This is a genomic window from Streptomyces sp. Ru62, from assembly GCF_002920615.1.
GTDB lineage: Bacteria > Actinomycetota > Actinomycetes > Streptomycetales > Streptomycetaceae > Streptomyces.
In genome coordinates, this window is the sequence record NZ_PQSU01000048.1 from 19914 (window position 1) to 36591 (window position 16678).

Below are 16678 nucleotides of genomic sequence, written 5' to 3' on the forward strand. Positions count from 1 at the left end.
GGCCCGCGCCCCCCGGTTGTCGCCGCGAACCGCCGACGACAACCGGTGTGGCCCGCGCGGCTGGCGCCGGACGCCGTCCGCCCGCCGCAGGCGGAGCGCCGGACCGGACCCCTGGCTCAGGCCGGTGCGTTCGCCGGTGCCACCGCGTCCGCCCGCTCCCGCACCACGCGCCGCCGCGGGGCCGGCACCAGGAGCGGGTTGGCGACGCCCCAGGCCGCGCCCTTGCAGACCAGTTCCTTGTACACGGCGGCGATCCGGCCGGTCAGGGCCGCCCGCACCGCGCGGTCGTCGGCGGTGACGTACTGGATCAGGCCTTCCTTGCGGCCCAGCGAGATGCACTGGTTGAAGTAGCGCAGCGGCACCTCCGGGAGTTTGCGGCCGGTCAGGCGCGCCGCGATGGCGTCGGCGGCCTGCCAGGCGGCGGGGACGCCCGAGGCGCACGACATCCGCAGCGGCTTGTCGCCGGGGCCCATCGCCAGGGCCGCGTCGCCGACGGCGTACACGTCCGGGTGCGAGACCGAGCGCATGGACCGGTCGACCACGATCTGCCCGGTGCCGGTGACCTCCAGGCTCGTGGCCCGGGCGATCGGGTGGACGGCGAAGCCGGTGGTCCACACGGTGACCGCGGCCGGGACCGAGGCGCCGTCGGCGGTGGTGACGTGGTCGGCCGCCACGGCGGTGACGGTGGTGTGCTCGTGCACGGTGACGCCGAGCCCGGCGAAGACCTTGCGCACATGGGCGCGGCCCTTGTCCGAGAGCCAGTCGCCGAGGCCGCCGCGGGCGGCGAGGGTGACATCGAGGTCCGGGCGGGCCTCGGCGATCTCGGCCGCCGCCTCCAGACCGGTGAGTCCGCCGCCGACCACGACCACCGGCTGCCCGGCCGACAGCCCGGCCAGACGCTCGCGCAGCCGCAGCGCCCCGGCACGGCTCGCGATCTCGTGGGCGTGCTCCGCCACGCCCGGGACGCCCTGGTCGTTCCAGCCGCTGCCCAGGGCGTACACGAGGGTGTCGTACTCCAGTTCCCCGGCGCTGTCCGCGCCGGTGACGGCGACGGTCCTGCGGTCGACGTCGACGCCGGTGACCCGCGCGAGCCTCAGCTCCACGCCGGTGCCCGCGAACATCTCGCTGAACGGCCGGGGCCTGAGGTCCTGGCCGGTGGCGAGCTGGTGCAGCCGGACGCGCTCCACGAAGTCGGGCTCGGCGTTGACGAGGGTGATGGCGACGTCTTCGGGGCGCAGCCGCCTGGCGAGGCGTCCGGCGGTGATGGCTCCGGTGTATCCGGCTCCGAGGACGACGATGCGGTGCTGCATTTCCTGACTCCTGTCTTGAGCGGATTCGCCCCTTGAACCGGGCGGCCCGCCGTTTCCTGACAGGAACGCGGTGTGAAGCACCTCACATCGGGTCGGGGGGCGCGGAGCCCGGGGTCAGAAGGCGTGGAGCAGGGGTTCGCCGTGGTCGGTGGCCGCCCAGTGCCGGGTCGCGCGTTCGAGCTTGTCGGGGTTGGCCTGGCCGCGGAACGCCCGGATGCCGTCGGCGGTGACCTCCAGGCAGATGACGCCGATGACCCGCCCGTCGAGGACCGCCACGACGGCCGGCTCGCCGTTGGCGGTGGTGGCGTAGACCGCGGGCGAGCCGCCGACCAGGTTCTGCTTGGCCTTGCCGGGCTTGAACAGGCCCCGCATGAACTTCGCGACCGCGAGCGCGCCCTCGAACGCCTTCGTGCGGGCCGGAACCTTGCCGCCGCCGTCACCGATCGAGACGGCGTCCTGGGTGAGCAGCCGGATCAGCGGCTCGGTCCGGCCGCTGGTGGCGGCGGCGAGGAACTCCTCGACGATCCGCCGGGCGGCGGCCTCGTCGATCTCGGTACGGGCCCTGCCGTCCGCGACGTGCTTCTTGGCCCGGTGGAAGAGCTGCTGACTCGCGGCCTCGCTGATGTCGAGGATCGCGGCGATCTCCCGGTGCGGGTAGTCGAACGCCTCCCGCAGCACGTACACCGCCCGCTCGCCCGGGGACAGGCGCTCCAGCAGGGTGAGGACGGCGTACGACACCGACTCGCGCTGTTCCGCGGTGTCGGCCGGGCCCAGCATCGGGTCCCCGGCGAGCAGCGGCTCGGGCAGCCACTGGCCCACGTAGGTCTCGCGCCGCGCGCGGGCCGAGGTGAGCTGGTTGAGGCAGAGGTTGGTGAGGACCTTGGTCAGCCAGGCCTCGGGGACCTCGATGTGGTCGGAGCCGGCGGCCTGCCAGCGCAGGAACGTTTCCTGCACGGCGTCCTCGGCCTCGCTCGCGGAGCCGAGCAGGCGATAGGCGATGGCCTCCAGCCGGGGCCGGGCCGCCTCGAACCGCTCCACGTCGCTCAGGGTCAGGGCCATGCCAGGGATCCTAGCCGCCACCACCCCCGCCGGGCCGGGACCGCGGGTTCCCGCTGAGAGGCCGTCAGCGGGCCCCGGCGCGGCTGGTATGACTGCTGCATGCTGGAAGAAGCCGCGCAGTCAGCGATCGACATGTTCCTCTCGGCGTTCAACGCCCGGGACGACGGCCAGGTGATCTCCCTGCTGTCCCAGGCCCTCACCTCGGACGTGGTGTTCTGGGGTCCGCTGGGCCGCAGCGAGGGAGTGGAGGCGGTCGAACGGTTCGTGCTGGACATCCGCCGCCACCCCGCCGGCGCCGGCACGATGGTCCGCTGTTCGGCGGTGGACATGCCGGGCGAATGGGCCCGCTACCAGTGGGTCTTCACCACACCGGGCGGCGGACCGCGGCTGGCCGGGACGGACGTGGTGCACCTGCGGCCCCGTACGAACCTCATCGACCAGGTGATCGTCTTCGCGGGGGACATCGAGCCCGCCCCCTGACGAGCCCCTCTGAAAGGTCGTTCCCCACCGGGCTCCCGGCGGGGCCGGGGTCCGTTGGGCCGGTCGGGTGTATCCGTCATCCGAATGGCCGTACCTCGCACGCCCAGAGGCCCGGGGGCGGGCTCGCGTGGTGAGGATGGCGGGTGACCGACGTCCTGTCGTGGGCGGACGGCGAGCATCGGGAGACGGACGACTTGTGAGCATCCTCAACGAACCCCAGGGCGGTGGCGCCCCAGCCGAGGACTCGTACGAGAACGAGCTGCCGGTCCGGCGCAAGCAGCCCGGCAATGTCGTGGTGAAGTGGCTGACGACCACCGACCACAAGACGATCGGCACCCTGTACCTGTCGACCTCGTTCGGATTCTTCCTGGCCGGCGGGCTGATGGCGCTGATCATCCGCGCCGAACTCGCCCGTCCCGGACTTCAGATCGTCTCGAACGAGCAGTACAACCAGCTGTTCACGATGCACGGCACCGTGATGCTGCTGATGTTCGCCACCCCCCTGTTCGCCGGCTTCACCAACTGGATCATGCCGCTCCAGATCGGCGCGCCCGATGTGGCCTTCCCGCGGCTGAACATGTTCGCCTACTGGCTGTACCTGTTCGGCTCGCTCATCGCGATGGCCGGTTTCGTCACCCCGAACGGCGCGGCCGACTTCGGCTGGTTCGCCTACACGCCCCTGTCCGACGCGATGCGCAGCCCCGGAGTCGGCGGGAACATGTGGATCCTGGGTCTGGCCTTCTCCGGCTTCGGCACCATCCTCGGCGCCGTCAACTTCATCACCACGATCACCGCCATGCGCGCGCCCGGCATGACCATGTTCCGCCTGCCGATCTTCACCTGGAACGTGCTGCTGACCAGTGTCCTGGTCCTGTTCGCGTTCCCGGTGCTGGCCGCCGCCCTGTTCGCGCTGGCGGCCGACCGCATCTTCGGCGCCCATGTGTACGACGCGGCCAACGGCGGTCCGATCCTGTGGCAGCACCTCTTCTGGTTCTTCGGCCATCCGGAGGTGTACATCATCGCGCTGCCGTTCTTCGGCATCGTCACCGAGGTCATCCCGGTGTTCTCCCGCAAACCGATCTTCGGCTACATGGGCCTCGTCGCCGCGACCATCGCCATCGCCGGCCTGTCGGTCACGGTGTGGGCCCACCACATGTTCCCCACCGGCGCCGTGTTGCTGCCGTTCTTCTCCTTCATGACCTTCCTGATCGCCGTACCGACCGGGGTGAAGTTCTTCAACTGGATCGGCACGATGTGGAAGGGCTCGTTGTCCTTCGAGACACCGATGCTGTGGGTGACCGGCTTCCTCGTGACGTTCCTCTTCGGCGGCCTGACCGGTGTCATCCTGGCCTCCCCGCCCATGGACTTCCACGTGACGGACAGCTACTTCGTGGTGGCCCACTTCCACTACGTCGTCTTCGGCACGGTGGTCTTCGCGATGTTCGCCGGCTTCCACTTCTGGTGGCCCAAGTTCACCGGCAAGATGCTCGACGAGCGTCTCGGCAAGATCTGCTTCTGGACGCTGTTCACCGGCTTCCACGGCACCTTCCTGATCCAGCACTGGCTGGGCGCCGAAGGGATGCCGCGCCGGTACGCCGACTACCTGGCCGCCGACGGCTTCACCGCGCTGAACACGGTGTCGACCATCAGCTCCTTCCTGCTCGGCCTGTCGATCCTGCCGTTCCTCTACAACGTCTGGAAGACGGCCAAGTTCGGCAAGCCGGTCGGCGTGGACGACCCGTGGGGCTACGGCCGCTCGCTGGAGTGGGCGACCTCCTGCCCGCCGCCGCGGCACAACTTCCTCACCCTGCCGCGGATCCGCAGCGAATCCCCGGCGTTCGACCTGCACCACCCGGACATCGCGATGCGGGAGCAGGAGGGCCACACCGTCGCGATCCCGAGCGACCGGGGCCAGGGGTGAGCGGTCCGCCCCAGCAGGGGGCCGGAGTGAGCGGCGACCTCGGCAACGAGGTCGAGGGCTACCTGCTGTGGCAGGCCAGGGTCGCGGAGGCGGAGCAGCGCGCCAGGGAGTTCACCGGCTCCCTGGACTGGCTGACGACGGCGCAGCGTGAGGAGGTCGAGCGCCGGTACGTCGCCGACAGTCTGCTGCGGGCCCGGGCCGACCTCGAACGCGTCGCGGCCCGGTGCGTGTCGCTGCGGGCCGAGTACGAGCAGCGGTACGCCGAGCTGCGGCGGCGCTGCGTGGGCGTGGCGCTCGCGGTGTGCGCCGGTCTCACCGCCCTGTCCGCCCTGCTTCTCGCCCTCTGACCCGCGCCGGCCAGTTTGCCGGGGCACCCACGGGTCACCCGGGACCCATGGTGTCCAGGGGGGACACGAGGTGACCGGAGGAAGCCGATGAGCGCGGTGACCGTCGCCCGGGCCCAGGGCCTGTTCAATCTCGTCGGCGGTGGGTGGCCCCTGGTGCACCTGCGCACCTTCGAGCGGGTCTTCGGACCGAAGACCGACGTCTGGCTCCAGCGGACGACGGCGGGGTTGCTCGCCACGACCGGCTGGAGCCTGCTGCGCACCGGTCCGGCCCCGGAATCCCTCGGCCAGGCGCGCCGGGCGGGCATCGGGTCCGCCGTGACCCTGCTGGCCGTGGACCTCGTCTACGTACCCCTCGGCCGGATCCGCCCCACGTACCTGCTCGACGCGGCGATGCAGGCCGGCTGGCTGGCGGCCTGGTGGCGGTACGGGAGGCCGTGGTGCGGGCAGTCCGGCGGGAAGCCGCGGGGCGGCGCCCGGTCCGCGCCCCGTCCCCGTTGACGGGTGACGCGATGCCCGGCCGGCGGACGCGGACGCGTTTCGAGGGATGGATCGTCGGGACCGGCACGGCGTCCGGCACCCGTGTGGTGCTGGGCCACTGGACCCGGTCGCCGTTCGGACGGTTCAGCGACGTCATGGTCGAGCGGTCGGACGGGCACCGGCTGCTGCTGGCGCCCTCCCGGCGGACCGCCGACTTCATCGCCGCGACCTACGTCTTCGACGACGTGGAGGTCACGCCCGTCGACGTACGGGTGGCGGGCCGGCACTGGGAGATCACGGCCGGCCCGCTGGACCTGCGCCTCACCACCGGCCGGCGCGGCCTCACGGGCCGGCTCCTGCGCGCCGTGCCCGCGCCGCTCGCCGCCCGGCCGGCCTGGACGGTGCTGACGTACCCGCCCGCGAGGCTGCTGCTCGGGGTGCGCACCCGGGGAAGCGCGGGCGGCGGGCGGCACGAGTGGTACGGCGCCCTCGACCTGCTCCCGGTCGTGTCGGCCACCACGGTATACGACGGCCGGGACCAGGGCCCGCTGGCGCCGGTCACGCCGCCCGTGCGGTTCGGGTTCGGTTCCACGCCCCGCGCACCCGGCGCCGTACGGGTGGTCACGACCGTGGCGCTCCCCCGGTCTTCCGGGCCGCGCCGTGGGCCAGCCACTCGGACCAGCCGAGGTTCCAGTCGCCGTAGCCGTTGCCGGCCTCGACGGTGTCCTTCGAGCCGGTGACACGGATGACGTCGCCGGGGATGACCCGCTGGTAGAAGCGTTCGGCGGTGCCGTCGGTGGCGAGGCCGACGCAGCCGTGGGTGACGTTGGACCGGCCGGCGTAGGTGTCGGCGTTCGGGTTCTGGTGGACGTAGGTGCCGGACGCGGTGACGTGCACGGCCCAGGCGTAGTAGCCGTGGTAGGCGTCGCCGAGGCCGACGGTCCGGGAGTCCATGTAGACCCGGGGCTGCTTGTCCATCACGACCATGGTCCCGTTCCAGGTGTCCAGGCCGGGCCGGCCGGCGGTGACGGGGATGCGCGTGGTGGGCCTGCCGTCCTCCGTGACGGTCATCGTGTGGCGGCGCACGTCGACGGTCGCGGTCAGGGAGCGGCCGATGCGGAAGTGCCGTACGGCGTGGGTGCCGACGCGCAGGGTGACGCGGGTGCCGGACCTCCAGTAGGCGGGCGGGCGGTAGTCGACGCGCTGTCCGTCGAGCAGGTTGCGGTCCTTGACCCAGCTCCAGGCGCCGGTGACGGCGGGCTCGGTGCCGACGGTGAGCCAGTGTTCGACGGCCGCCCGCCGGGACCGCGGGACCGGCTCCGGGAAGGTCACGGATATCGGCATGCCGACGCCGACGGTGGCGCCCTCGCCGACGTTGACCCGGGCCCGGGCGAGCGCGGCCGGCTCGGGCACGGCGGGCGCGGTCCGGCTGGGCGCGGCCGTGGGCCGGTGCGCGTTCCGGGTGGCCGGACCGGTGGTGGCGGAGGTCGCGGCCGAGGAGGTGGTGGCCGCGCAGCCGGTGGCGGAGAGGACGAGCGCGCAGGCGGCGGCGAGCGCGCCGAGGGCGGCACGCGGGCGGCGGAGCGAGCGGAGAGCGGCAGAGCGGCCGGCCGGGTGGTCGTGCGCGCGGCCGGTCACCTCGTGTGTGGACACGGAATTTCCCCCTGGGATGTGTGCTGACACGGCCTCTACGCACCGCGAGGGGGACCTGGTTGCACCGGCCCCCGGAATTTCTGCGGCTCCGGAGCGCGGGGGCGGACGGCCCGCGCCGCGCCGTAGGATCGGCCTCCCCACGACGGGGACACGGGGACACGGGGACGACGGGGAACACGGGGGGCCGGATGACGGAGGAGGAGTTCGACGCGTTCTACGCGGCCGCCTTCCCGCGCCTGGTGGGGCAGTTGTACGCCTTCACCGGCGACCACGCGGAGGCCCAGGACGTGGTGCAGGAGGCCTTCGTCCGGGCCTGGGACCGGCGGACGTCCTTCGACGCGGCCGAGGCGCCGGAGGCGTGGATCCGCACGGTCGCCACCCGGCTGGCGGTCAGCCGCTTCCGGCGGGCCCGGCGCTGGCTGGAACTCGTCCGCAAGGACGCGCCGCCGTCGCAGACCCCGGGCCCCGGCCCGGAACACGTCGCCCTGGTCGCCGCCCTGCGCCGACTGCCCCCGGCCCAGCGGCTGGCCGTGGTCCTGTTCCACGTGTGCGACCTGAGCGTGGACCAGATCGCCGCGGAGACCGGCTCGCCCGCCGGGACGGTCAAGGCCCGGCTGGCCCGTGGCCGCGCGGCACTCGCCCGCCATCTGTCGCCCGAGGAGGCTGAGACCATGACCGGGACGAAGGAGGCCACGCATGCCTCATGACCCGTCGGGCCCGGCCGCGCCCGGGGAAGTCGCCGACCGGCTCACGCGGGCGCTGGGCGAGGTGGCCGCCCGGGGCAGGCGCTCCGCCCCCGTCCCGGGAGCGGCCGTGCGCGGCCGGGCCGTGCGGCGCCGCCGTACCCGCCGGGCCGGGCTGGCGGCGGCGGGGCTCCTCGTCGCGGGTACGGCCGTCCTCGCCGGTACGGCGCTGCTGGACGGCGCCGACCGGTCTGTGCCGCCGCCTGCCGCGACCGCGTCCACCCACGCTCCGGCACCGCCGCCGACCCCCGACGACGGCACCGTCCACGAGATCAGGATCGACCTGACCGCCCTCGAACTGCGTGCGGGCGGGCGGACGTTCCCCCTCTCCGCGCCCGGCATGAACCAGCCGTTCCGCGATGACGCCGTCGGCCGGGTCACCGAACGCCTCCGGCACGCGCGGTTCAGCGCGTCACCGACGGGTGAGGTGGAGCAGCACGACTGGGTGCTGGCCTTCCTCGGCCCCCGGCAGCAGCAGCACTACCTCTACGGCACCGACGGCACGGCCGACGTCCCCGGCCGCCGCCCCTCCACCCTGGGCCTGATCGCCCTGCGCTCCGCCGACGCCCGCTGGCTGTACGAGCACACGGCCGTCGGCACCAAGGTCACGATCACGGGCAGCGGGACGTGAACGCGCCGGCACCGGCCGGTCACCCGGCGCCGGGATGATCCGGACGACAGGGCCGCCGGCTAACCCGGTGCGGAGTGGATCAGGCGGCCGTGGGCGATGAGGGACGCGGCCTGTTTGAGGCGGCGGACGCGGATGCTCACCTCGTAGGCATCGATGCCGGGCAGGGGCGCGAGGCGGGTGGTGAGGTAGCGGTAGAAGTCCTCGGGGTCGCGGCTGATGACGGAGAGCATCAGGTTGTGCCGGCCGCTGATCGCACCGGCGAAGGCGATCTCGGGGTGCCCGGCGAGTTCCCGGCCCACCGCGCGCAGCCGGGCCGGGGCGACCCGGAGCCAGAGCGTGGCGTTCAGGTGGTGGCCGAGCCGCTCCGGCAGCAGGTCGACGTCGTACAGCAGCGTGCCCGAGGACTCCAGGGCGGCCAGCCGGCGAGCGACGCGGGCGACGCTCCAGCCGGTGCGTTGGGCGAGCCGGGTGTGGGTGGTGCGGCCGTCCTCGGCGAGCGCCGCGAGCAGCGGGGCGTCCGCGTCGGTGGGCGTGAGGAGGGGCCCGGCCGGGGGTGGCGGGCGGTCGCCGGTGAGGCGCCGGCGCTCCTCGGGCGTGAGTCCGGGGCCGTAGCCGGTCCAGTCGGCCGTCCCGACGGGGTCCGCGGGTTCCAGGAACGGGTGGATCAGCAGGTCGATGGTGATGTCCAGGACGGCGGCGGACCGGGGCAGCCGGCGCAGCAGGGCGTCGCCGCCGTGTCCGTCGGGGCCGGTGCCGAAGGGCGCGCGGATCGTGCAGATGATCTCCGAGCCGCCGGAGGCGAGGTTGGCGTAGGCGATGTCGGGGCGGCGGGCGAGGGACTCGGCGAGCGGCTCGACGCGGTCCGGGTGGCACCGGATCCGGGCCACCCACTGCGCCCTGCCGTGCACGGCGGGGTCGACCAGGCCGACCACCCGCAGCACGCCGTCGCGGCGCAGGGCCTGGTAACGGCGGGCCACGCTCTGCTCGGAGACGCCCACCACCTCACCGATCCGCCGGAACGGCGCCCGGGGCGCGCATTGCAGGGCGTGGAGGATTCTCGCGTCTACGGGGGACAGCACGGGCGAATTCTCGCAGATGTGTCCGGAGTGCTGGAGGTTTCTGCGCGCGTGCTGGTACGGAGGCGGGGATTCGCGCCGCTCCTGCGGATCCTTTCAGCGGCCCCGCGAAGGCCCCCGTCCGCATCCGATCACCCTCCGGAGACCCAGTGACCGCCCGCAACCCGGCACCCCCCGCATCCCCCGCGCCCCCGGCGCCCCCGGCAGCCCCGGCAGCCCCGGCAGCCCCTGCAGCCCCTGCGGCGGACCGGCGTACGGCCACGCTCGTCATGGCCTGCCTCGGCGTGTTCGTCGCCTATCTGCCCGTCACCACGGTCGCCGTCAGCCTGCCCGCGATCCAGCGGGCGCTGCACGCGAGCACCGCCCAGCTCTCGTGGGTGCAGGACGCGTTCGTGCTGCCGATGGCCGCGTTCATCCTCACCGCCGGCGTCTTCGGTGACGTCCACGGCCGCAAACGGGTCTTCCAGGCGGGCCTGGTCTGCTGTGCGGCGGGCGCGGCGGTCGCGCTGTGCGCGCGGGACATCCACACCCTGTGGACGGGCCAGGCACTGGCCGGACTCGGCTCGGCGGCCCTGCTGCCCACCACCCTGGCCCTGATCAGCCACGCCGTGCCCGACCCGCGTGAGCGCGGCCGGTTCATCGGGCTGTGGGCGACGGCCCTGCTCGCGGCGCTGGCCACCGGCCCGCTGGTGGCGGGCCTGATCCTGGACCACGCCTCCTGGCGCTGGATCTACCTCGCCCCGCTCCCCCTCGCCGTCCTGGCGTTCGCGACGGCCGCCCGGCTGCTGCCCGACTCCCGGGCCCCGCACGGCCGCAGACTGGACTGGCCCGGCCAGATCACCGCCGCGGTGGCGGTGACCGCGCTGGTCTACGGCGTGATCGAGGGCGGCGCCGGCTCCTTCGGCGATGCGCGGGTGCTCGGCGCGCTCGCGGTGGGCGCCGCCGGTGTCGTCGCGTTCGTGTCCGCCGAGCGCCGCGGCGCGAGCCCCATGCTGGACCTGACGCTGTTCCGCAGCGCGGGTTTCACCGCGACCGCGCTGGTGGCCGCGATCACCTTCCTCGGCCTGATCGGCTTCTTCTTCGTCCTCAGCCTCTACTTCGGCCTGGTCCAGCAGCTCGGCACGCCGGCGGCGGCCGGCCGGATCGTGCTCGTCCCGCTGGCCGCGATCGTCGCGGGCGTCCCGGCGGGCCGGCTGCTGCACCGGGTCTCCCCGCGCGTGATGATCACCACCGGTCTGCTGCTGACCGCCGCGGCCCTGCTGTCCCTGACCACGCTCGGCACCGGCACCTCCTACGCCTCCATCGCCTGGCGCCTGACGCTGCTGGGCCTGGGCATGGGCACGGTCACCACACCGATGACGGCGACCGCGGTGGCCTCGGTGCCGCACCGCCTGGCCGGCATGGCCTCGGCCGGCAACAACGCCTTCCGGCAACTGGGCGGCGCCCTCGGCCCCGCCGTCCTGGGCGCCCTGCTCACCTCCCGGGCGGTGCGCGCGCTGCCCGGTCACCTGGCGGACGCGGGCGTCACCGGGGACACCCGCCGGACGGTCGTCGCCACCGTCGACGCGGGTGGCCCGGGCGCGGTGTCCGGGCTGCCGCTGGGCGCGGAGGCGGGGCGGGTGTACGACGCCCTCGCCGCGTCCCTGCTGGACGGCCTGCGCCTGTGCCTGCTGGTGTCCGCCGGCCTGGTCCTGCTGGCGGCCCTCTGCGCGGTGACGCTGCTGCGGGGAGGGGAACGGTCCCGCGGGTGACCTCACCCGGGTCGCCGACCAGGAGAGCGACGAGAGCGACCCCGCCGGCGGCGGACCGGGTGCGGCGCGGGGCGCCCGTGCCCGGATCCGGGCCGGCGCGCCTGGCGACTACTCCTCGTCGGTGGTCCGCACCGGGGTCGACCTGCCCGGCTCCGGCAGCTGGGCCAGCTCGGACCGCAGGAGCAGCACGTCACCGATGAACAGGTCGTAGATCACGATCCCGATCAGGCCGCCGATCAGCGGACCGACGATCGGGATCCACCAGTAGGCGCTGAACGAGCCGGACACGCTGCCTGGGAACGCCAGGCTGCCCCAGCCCGCCGCGTAGGTGAGCAGGCGCGGCCCGAAGTCACGGGCCGGGTTGATGGCGTAACCGGCGTTGGCGCCGTAGGACATGCCGATCGCGGCGACGACGAACCCCACGATCAGCGGGGCGAGATTGGCCTTCACGGCCTGGTTGCGCAGGTCGAGCACGGCCGCGATCAGCATGAGCAGGAAGGCCGTGCCGACGATCTGGTCGATCAGCGGCCCCCAGATGCCGCCGTGGAAGTACGGGGCCGGGAACGTCGCGAAGATCGAGAACGTGGCGTTGGTGTGCCCGTTCACCTTCGGTCCCGTCACGGCGCTGTCGTAGGCGTCGATCGCGTTGTGGTAGACGAGGTAGACCAGCGCGGCGCCGGTGAGGGCGCCGACGACCTGCGCGAACCAGTACGGCAGCACCTTGACCCACGGGAAGCCGCGGCGCACGGCCATGGCCAGGGTCACGGCCGGGTTGATGTGGGCGCCGCTGACGCCTCCGGCCACGTAGACGCCGAAGACGACGGCCATCGCCCAGCCCCAGGTGATCAGGAGCCAGTCACCGGCCGCGAGGAAGATGGTGGTGGGGGTCGCCGCCCGGCCCGAACCGGGCAGTGCCGCGACCGCCATCGCGACCACACCGCAGCCGAAGGCGATGAGGACGAACGTTCCGAGGAACTCCGCCAGGCACTCGCCGAGCAGTCCGCCCCGGCTTCTGAGCCGGGAGGGTTTGACGAGCGGAGGGATGTCGACAGCCATGGAGGCCCCCTTTGAAGAGAGCGAAGCGGCCAATAGCCCCATATTGGCTCACAACGTCACTCCCCGCAGGGTGACCGCTCCCGGCCGGTCAGCCGCCGAGGTCGTCGGCGTAGTGCCGGAACCCGTGCCGCTCCCGGTGCAGGGTCCACAGCCTCTCCGCGAGCACATCCGGGTCCTTGCGCGCGTGACCCGCCGTGATGGCCCCGGGAATGATCAGCTGGGCCACGTGGATGCCCTCGCCCGCCAGCCGGTCGTGCAGCAGGTGCCCGTACGCGCTCTCCGCCGCGAAGGCGATCGAGGTGCCGGCCCGCTCGGGATGCGGTACGGCGGCGCTCCCGCCGTTGACCAACAGGATCGTCCCGCGCCCGAGCCGTCGCATGCCCGGCAGGACCTGCTGCACGGCGGCCACCGGCCCGTACACGGAGAACTCGATCGGCCCCACCAAGTCCCGGTGCCGGGTCTCCAGCACGGGCCGCATGAAGTCGCGGTGCGGCACCGGGCTGTACTGGAGCACCTCGACGGTCCCGAGGGCGTCGGCCAGTTCGCCCAGCGCCGCGGCCAGCCGCTCGGGCCGGCGCACATCGGCGGCGAACCCGCGGGCGGTGACGCCCTCGGCCGCGAGCGCGTCGACGATCGCGTCCAGCCGCCCCCGGTCCCGGGCGACGAGCCCGACGGCGAACCCCTCCCGCCCGAACCGCCGCGCGACGGCGGTCCCCAGCCCCGGCCCGGCTCCCACGATGGCGACACTGCTCATACCGGTCATCCGTACCGCGGACGCGGCCTCCTCACACCGCCCGCGGCCGCACGCCGGGGCGGGCGGGACCGGCCGTACCGGTCAGGCCATCCAGAAGAACACCGCCGTCATCCGCTTCTCCTCCAGCGTCCGGCCGGAGTAACCGGTCGCGCTGTGCACCAGGTTGGCGTGGTAGAGCAGCAGGCGGTTGTACCGGTGCGGGACGCGGACGTCCTCCTCGAAGTGGTCCGCCGGGACGTACCGCGTCCCCAGCGCCTCGACCAGGTTGGTGTGCGGGGCCTGGACGATGTTGCCGCCCAGCCGGCCGCCCGGCAGTGACTGGCGGTAGAAGGCGGTCCCGCAGTCCCCCGGCACCCCGGGGTTGAGGTAGAGCACGGCCGCGTACCGGCACAGCGCGCGCGAGTCGGTGTGCGGGCGGGGCTCGCTCTCGCCCTCGCCGACCACCTGGACGCAGTTGTGGTTGAGGGTGCCGCCGCCCGGCGCCCGCTGCACCCACAGCTCCCGCGCCCCGGTCGCCTTCTTCACCAGCCGCTCGATCCGGGCCAGTTCACCCGGCTCCAGGCCGGGCATGGCGCGCAGGCCGGGCCAGGTCTCGGAGGTGTACGGATACCCCTCGACCCAGTCGTCCTTGGCCAGGCACCGCTGCCGTACGGCGTCGACGTCCGGCAGGACGTCGTCCAGCACCCAGTAGTCGCGGCCCTTGGTGGGCTTGCGGTAGGGCAGAACGGGCAGCGCGGCGGGGGGCCGCGGCGGTGACGGTGGGGGCATGCGGTGAATCTAGGGGCGGCCCCGGTCTGCCTTCTCCCGAGGAGTGGTCAACCTTGGGCCGGGGAGCGGTCAACCTTCCGCCAACCGCACCCGGGAGATTCTTTACCCACGGGCACTGAGACGGACGGCCTCCGCGTCCGTACTGCTGTGCGTCCGAACGACGGGCGGGACCCACAGGCAGGAGGAACGGTGCGCTTTTCGCGGAACGCGACGGGAACTCTCTTCGTGGGCGGTGCGATGGCCCTGACCCTCGCGGCCCTCGCCTACCCGGGCATGCTCGGGCTGAGCACCGTCTCCAGCTCTCAGTCGCGGATCATCGCGCAGACCCAGTGGGGGCCGCTCACCGAGGCCGACCGGGACTTCGTGGTCAAGGTGCGGGCGGCCGGCCTCTGGGAGTACCCCCTCGGCCAGATCGGGCTCCAGAAGGGCTCCAGCAAGGGGGTCAAGACGGCCAGCGAGCACCTGATCGACGGGCACGCCGCGCTGGACGCCTCCTGCCGCAAGATCGGCCCCATGCTGAACATCACGCTGCCCAACGTGGCGAGTCCGCAGCAGGTCGGCTTCGTCAACCAGTTGAAGGGCGAGAGCGGCACGCAGTTCGACACCGACTTCGCCAACATCCTGCGGATGACGCACGGCTCCATCTTCAACACGATCGCGAAGATCCGCTCCACCACCAAGAACTCGCTGGTGCGGGCCCTCGCCGACCAGGCCAACGACACCGTCCTGGACCACATCACGGTGATGGAGAAGACCGGTCTGGTCGACTTCGACCAGACCATCTTCAACCAGACCACCCCGCCGAAGCTGCCCTCGTCCGACCTGACGCCCCCGGCCCCGCCGGCGGGCCAGCCGGAGGTGGTGCTCACCCCGCCGCCGACCGCCACGTCCACCCCGCTGGACCTCGGCGCCCTCGGCGGCGGCACGGGCGGCGGTGCGGGCGGTGCCGGCACGGGCGGTGGCCTCACCCCAAGCCCCGCTCCGTCGGCCGGCTAGGCCAGCCACACCGTGGTGTCCGGCGGCAGGACCCTGCCCTGAGGCAACGGCCCGCTGCTCAGCAGGACCTCGCCCGGCGGCAACGGTACGGGCTCGGTGCCGAGGTTGGTGACGTTCCGCCAGTTCTCGGTGCGGCCGAAGTCCAGGACGTCCGCCGGCGCGTCCGGCGCCCAGGTCAGCGTCTCGCCCTGGAGGAGCTTGCGGCGCAGCCGCAGGGCCGAGCGGTACAGCTCCAGCGTGGAGCCCTCGGTGCCGGCCTGCGCCTCCACGGCGTAGGCCGCGAACGTCGCCGGCTGCGGCAGCCAGCCGGGCCCGGGCCCGAAGCCGTACGACGGTCCGGTCGTCGTCCACGGCAGCGGCACCCGGCAGCCGTCGCGGCCCTTGCGGACATGGCCGGTCTGCTCCCAGATCGGGTCCTGGAGCACCTCGGTGGGCAGGTCGGCGACCTCGGGCAGACCGAGTTCCTCCCCCTGGTAGAGGTACGCCGAACCGGGCAGCGCCAGCATCAGCAGGGTCGCCGCCCGGGCCCGGCGCAGTCCGGCCGCCGTGTCGATCGCGGGCGCGGTGCCGCCGGACAGCAGCCAGGCGGCCGGGTCGGTGCCGGCCGGCAGCACGAGCCGGGAGGCGTGGCGTACGACGTCGTGGTTGGACAGCACCCAGGTCGCGGAGGCCCCGGCCGTCCGGGCCGTGACCAGCGAGGCGGTGATGACGTCCCGCAGCTCCTCCGCGTCCCAGCGCGCCTCCAGGTACTCGAAGTTGAAGGCCTGGCCGAGTTCGTCCGGGCGGGCGTACAGGGCGCGGCGAGCGCCGGGGACCCACGCCTCGGCGACGGCGGTGCGCGGCGGGCTGTAGGCGTCGAAGATCTTGCGCCAGTCGCGGTAGATCTCGTGGACCTCGTCCCGGTCCCAGTACGGGTGACTGCCGGGTGGCACCAGCGGCAGGGCCTGCTCGCCGGTCGCGCCGATGCCGCCGATGTCCCGCAGCGGATCGGTGAGGTCCTTGGCCAGGCCGTGGGCGACGTCCACGCGGAAGCCGTCCACGCCCCGGTCGGACCAGAACCGCAGGGTGGTGCGGAAGTCGGCGCGGACCTCCTCGTCGTCCCAGTTGAGGTCGGGCTGTTCGGGAGCGAACAGGTGCAGGTACCACTCCCCGTCGGGCACCCGACGCCAGGCGCTGCCGCCGAACACCGACTGCCAGTCGGTGGGCGGCAGTTCCCCGTGCGCACCGCGCCCCGGCCGGAAGACGTACCGCTCCCGGGCGGCGGAGCCGGGCCCGGCCCGCAGCGCCTCCTGGAACCAGCGGTGCAGGTGGGAGGTGTGGTTGGGGACGATGTCCACGACGACCTTGAGTCCGAGCCGGTGGGCCTCACCCACCAGGGCGTCGAAGTCGTCCAGGGTGCCGAGGCGCTCGTCGACCCCGCGCGGGTCGATGACGTCGTAGCCGCCGTCGGCGAGTTCGGAGGGGTAGAAGGGGCTCAGCCACAGGGCGTCCACGCCGAGGCCGGCGAGATGGCCCAGCCGCTCGGTGATGCCCCGCAGGTCGCCGAGACCGTCACCGTCGGCGTCGGCGAAGCTGCGCGGATAGACCTGGTAGACGACGGCCTGCCGCCACCAGTCGGGGTTCCTGGACGAGAGGTCCGGCGAGAGGTTGGCCATA

The 16678-nt window shown here is 73.5% G+C and carries 17 protein-coding genes; 9 read left to right on the top strand and 8 right to left on the bottom strand.

Features of this window, described 5'->3' with window-relative positions; translation table 11 throughout:
- Positions 1 to 116: 116 nt before the first annotated feature.
- The gene (locus C3492_RS40035) at positions 117 to 1310 is read right to left on the bottom strand and encodes an NAD(P)/FAD-dependent oxidoreductase (protein WP_103817516.1); all 1194 of its coding nucleotides are present in this window, start codon (positions 1308 to 1310) and stop codon (positions 117 to 119) included.
- Between the two features lie 114 nt (positions 1311 to 1424).
- Positions 1425 to 2369, bottom strand: coding sequence for an RNA polymerase sigma factor SigJ (sigJ, locus tag C3492_RS40040; RefSeq protein ID WP_103817517.1), 945 nt, complete (start codon positions 2367 to 2369; stop codon positions 1425 to 1427).
- Between the two features lie 99 nt (positions 2370 to 2468).
- Here sigJ and C3492_RS40045 point away from each other — a divergent pair, with 99 nt between their 5' ends.
- The 5 genes from C3492_RS40045 (at position 2469) to C3492_RS40065 (ending at position 6334) form a co-directional block, all read left to right on the top strand.
- Positions 2469 to 2849, top strand: a complete 381-nt coding sequence (locus tag C3492_RS40045) for a nuclear transport factor 2 family protein (RefSeq protein WP_103817518.1) — start codon at positions 2469 to 2471, stop codon at positions 2847 to 2849.
- A 196-nt stretch (positions 2850 to 3045) separates the two neighbouring features.
- Complete coding sequence (ctaD, locus tag C3492_RS40050) at positions 3046 to 4770, top strand: cytochrome c oxidase subunit I (protein ID WP_103817519.1); 1725 nt, start codon at positions 3046 to 3048, stop codon at positions 4768 to 4770.
- 26 nt (positions 4771 to 4796) lie between these two features.
- Entirely contained in the window at positions 4797 to 5117 is a 321-nt protein-coding gene (locus C3492_RS40055; protein WP_103817520.1) for a cytochrome C oxidase subunit I, read from the top strand.
- Positions 5118 to 5204: 87 nt separating this feature from the next.
- Positions 5205 to 5615, top strand: a complete 411-nt coding sequence (locus C3492_RS40060; protein WP_103817521.1) for a hypothetical protein — start codon at positions 5205 to 5207, stop codon at positions 5613 to 5615.
- Positions 5616 to 5626: 11 nt separating this feature from the next.
- On the top strand, positions 5627 to 6334 hold the full coding sequence (locus C3492_RS40065; RefSeq protein WP_258056182.1) for a hypothetical protein: 708 nt from the start codon (positions 5627 to 5629) through the stop codon (positions 6332 to 6334).
- Here the strand turns inward: C3492_RS40065 and C3492_RS40070 are convergent.
- Positions 6216 to 7247, bottom strand: coding sequence for a L,D-transpeptidase (locus C3492_RS40070; protein ID WP_258056183.1), 1032 nt, complete (start codon positions 7245 to 7247; stop codon positions 6216 to 6218). The two genes, C3492_RS40065 and C3492_RS40070, sit on opposite strands and share 119 nt — an antisense overlap.
- Positions 7248 to 7435: 188 nt before the next feature.
- On the opposite strand from C3492_RS40070, the gene C3492_RS40080 reads away from it, so the two are divergent.
- Positions 7436 to 7954, top strand: a complete 519-nt coding sequence (locus tag C3492_RS40080) for a SigE family RNA polymerase sigma factor (RefSeq protein WP_103817523.1) — start codon at positions 7436 to 7438, stop codon at positions 7952 to 7954.
- Positions 7944 to 8621 (top strand): L,D-transpeptidase, encoded by a 678-nt coding sequence (locus C3492_RS40085; RefSeq protein WP_103817524.1) that lies wholly within the window; start codon positions 7944 to 7946, stop codon positions 8619 to 8621. Before C3492_RS40080 ends, C3492_RS40085 begins: the two co-directional genes overlap by 11 nt.
- A 59-nt stretch (positions 8622 to 8680) precedes the next feature.
- On the opposite strand, the gene C3492_RS40090 is transcribed toward C3492_RS40085, so the two are convergent.
- Complete coding sequence (locus tag C3492_RS40090) at positions 8681 to 9700, bottom strand: Lrp/AsnC family transcriptional regulator (RefSeq protein ID WP_103817525.1); 1020 nt, start codon at positions 9698 to 9700, stop codon at positions 8681 to 8683.
- 266 nt (positions 9701 to 9966) lie between these two features.
- Between C3492_RS40090 and C3492_RS40095 the strand changes: the two genes are divergently transcribed.
- The gene (locus C3492_RS40095) at positions 9967 to 11448 is read left to right on the top strand and encodes an MFS transporter (protein ID WP_103817542.1); all 1482 of its coding nucleotides are present in this window, start codon (positions 9967 to 9969) and stop codon (positions 11446 to 11448) included.
- 108 nt (positions 11449 to 11556) lie between these two features.
- Here C3492_RS40095 and C3492_RS40100 read toward each other — a convergent pair whose 3' ends face one another.
- The 3 genes from C3492_RS40100 to C3492_RS40110 form a co-directional block, all read right to left on the bottom strand.
- The gene (locus C3492_RS40100) at positions 11557 to 12504 is read right to left on the bottom strand and encodes an MIP/aquaporin family protein (protein WP_103817526.1); all 948 of its coding nucleotides are present in this window, start codon (positions 12502 to 12504) and stop codon (positions 11557 to 11559) included.
- Positions 12505 to 12592: 88 nt separating this feature from the next.
- Entirely contained in the window at positions 12593 to 13258 is a 666-nt protein-coding gene (locus tag C3492_RS40105; protein ID WP_181140806.1) for an SDR family NAD(P)-dependent oxidoreductase, read from the bottom strand.
- A gap of 81 nt (positions 13259 to 13339) precedes the next feature.
- Positions 13340 to 14026, bottom strand: a complete 687-nt coding sequence (locus tag C3492_RS40110; RefSeq protein WP_103817528.1) for a DUF6445 family protein — start codon at positions 14024 to 14026, stop codon at positions 13340 to 13342.
- A gap of 225 nt (positions 14027 to 14251) precedes the next feature.
- Between C3492_RS40110 and C3492_RS40115 the strand changes: the two genes are divergently transcribed.
- Complete coding sequence (locus C3492_RS40115) at positions 14252 to 15022, top strand: DUF4142 domain-containing protein (RefSeq protein ID WP_103817529.1); 771 nt, start codon at positions 14252 to 14254, stop codon at positions 15020 to 15022.
- Here C3492_RS40115 and C3492_RS40120 read toward each other — a convergent pair.
- Positions 15019 to 16677: a glycoside hydrolase family 13 protein gene (locus C3492_RS40120; protein WP_103817530.1), complete on the bottom strand. Its 1659-nt coding sequence runs from the start codon at positions 16675 to 16677 to the stop codon at positions 15019 to 15021. The genes C3492_RS40115 and C3492_RS40120 overlap by 4 nt on opposite strands.
- Position 16678: the final 1 nt, after the last annotated feature.